Source organism: Myxococcus sp. AS-1-15 (assembly GCF_020037055.1).
Classification (GTDB): Bacteria; Myxococcota; Myxococcia; order Myxococcales; family Myxococcaceae; genus Myxococcus; species Myxococcus fulvus.
Window position 1 is genome coordinate 1 of record NZ_JAIQDF010000054.1, and the last position, 2333, is coordinate 2333.

Annotated in this window: 1 protein-coding gene; it reads right to left on the reverse strand. The window is 70.3% G+C overall.

Annotated features, from left to right (window positions below; translation table 11 throughout):
- The coding region (locus K8625_RS43430) for a condensation domain-containing protein (protein ID WP_223786088.1) at window positions 1-2318 on the reverse strand (2318 nt) is incomplete at its 3' end.
- Window positions 2319-2333 lie beyond the last annotated feature (15 nt).

The window sequence follows — 2333 nt, forward strand, 5'->3', positions numbered from 1 at the left end:
TCCCCTCCCCACACCACCGCCACCGCCTCCGGCGTCCGCCTCGCCTGCGCCTCCACCAGCTCGTGCGCGCAGACCTCCCAACGAGACCCCGTGCTCGTCGCGTTCCAGTCCTCCAGCACCAGACGGCGATCCGCGTCGGACACCAGCGGGAGCTCGGAGACGCGGTGGAGCGGATTGGCGACAGCGCCCTCGAGCAGTCGCTCCAGGTGCACGACGAATCGCTCGGCCGACGCGGGCTCGTACAAGTCCGTGCGGTACTCCAGCGTGCCCGTCAGGCCCGTGGGCGTCTCCCGGAGCATCAGCGTGAAGTCGAACTTGGACGTGCCGCTGTCCACGTCCATCGCCTCGAAGGAGAGCCCCGGCGTGGACAGCTCCATGGGCGGGGTGTTGAGCAACACCATCGCCACCTGGAAGAACGGCGTGTGTCCCGGCTGTCGCTCCGGCTGGAGCACCTCGACCAGCTTCTCGAAGGGCACGTCCTGGTGCGAGTACGCGCCCAGCGTCGTCTCCCGCACCCGCCCCAGCAGCTCGCGGAACGTCGGGTCTCCGTCCAGCCTCGTGCGCAGCACCAGCGTGTTCACGAAGAAGCCGATCAACCCCTCTGTCTCCATCTGCTGGCGCCCGGCGATGGGAGCCCCCACGCAGATGTCGTCCTGTCCCGAGTAGCGCGCCAGCAGCGCCTGCAACCCCGCGAGCAGGCCCATGAACAGCGTCGCCCCTTCCCGCTGGCACAGGCTGACGAGGGAGCGGGTGAGCTCACGCGAGAGGTCCACCTTGAGCACCGCGCCCGGGTTGCGAGCCTCCACGGGGCGCGGCCGGTCCGTCGGCAGCTCCAACATGGCGGGAACCCCGTCGAGCTGTTTGCGCCACCAGTTCAGCTGCCGCTCGAGCACATCGCCCTGGAGCCACTCGCGCTGCTGGACAGCGTAGTCCGCGTACTGGATCGCCAACTCGGGCAAGGGGGACCGCCGGCCTTCACTGAAGGCCTCGTAGAGCGTGACCACCTCGCGGATGAGCACGGCGATGGACCACGCGTCCGCGATGATGTGATGCAGCGTCACGAGGAGCAGATGCTCACGCGCCCCCAACCGGAGCAGCGCCGTGCGCAGCAACGGCCCGCGTGTCAGGTCGAAGGGGCGACGGGCCTCGGCCCACGCCCGGCGGTGTGCTTCAGTCTCTCGCTCCGACTCGGAGAGCGGGGCCAGGTCCTGCACCGAGAGCAGGATTCGCGGGGGCGCGCTCCGGGAGATGACCTGCATGGGCCTGCCCTCGCGCGACTGGAAGACGGTGCGCAGGGACTGGTGACGCCGCACCAGCTCCGTGAAGGCCTGCTCCAGCGCGGGCACATCCAGCGCGCCCTTGAGCCGCAGCGCCGCGGGGATGTTGTAGAGGGGGCTGCCGGGCCTGTACTGGTCCAGGAACCACAGTCGCTGCTGGGCAAAAGAGAGCATCTCTTCCTCCGTGTCGCCCTGCTCGTTCTCGTTTCGGAATCTCGTCCGCGCCCGCATCGGCGTCGGTGCGCGGCTCTCCAGCGGAGGCATCTCGGCCTCGATGCGTCGGGCCAGCGCGGCCACGGACGGCGCCTCGAAGAGCATGCGCAACGGGAGCTCCCTGCGCAGGTGATGACGGATGCGAGCCATCGCCTGTGTCGCCAGCAGCGAGTGGCCGCCGAGGCTGAAGAAGCTGTCGGTGACGCTGACCCTCGGCAGCTTCAGCACCGACGCGAAGGCCTCCGCCAGCTGCGTCTCCAGCGTGTCCCTCGGCGCCACGAAGGGCGCCACGCCCCTCAGGCTCGCCAGGTCCGGCGCCGGCAGCTTCGCCCTCGCCACCTTCCCGCTCGGCGTCAGCGGCAGCGCCTCCAGCCTCACCAGCGCCGGCGGCACCATGTACTCCGGCAGCTTGCGCCCCAGTGCCTCCTTCAGCCCCTCCGGCTCCCACGCCGCCCCCGCCCTCGGCACCACATACCCCACCAGCCTCCTGTCCCCCGGCGTCTCCTCGTGCACCCCCACCGCCGCGTCCTTCACCCCCTCCAACTCACGCAGCGCCGCCTCCACCTCCGCCAACTCAATCCGGTATCCGCGCACCTTCACCTGCGCGTCCAACCGCCCCAGGAACTCCACCACCCCGTCGCCCCTCCACCTCGCCCTGTCCCCCGTCCGGTACAGCCTCGCCCCTACCTCCCGCGCATACCCGTCCGGCACGAAGCGCTTCGCCGTCAGCTCCGCCCTCTCGTGGTACCCCTGCGCCAGCTGCGCTCCTCCAATGTGCAGCTCTCCGGCCACCCCCACCGGACACAGCCTCCCCTTCTCATCCAGCACCAGCAGCTTCGTGTC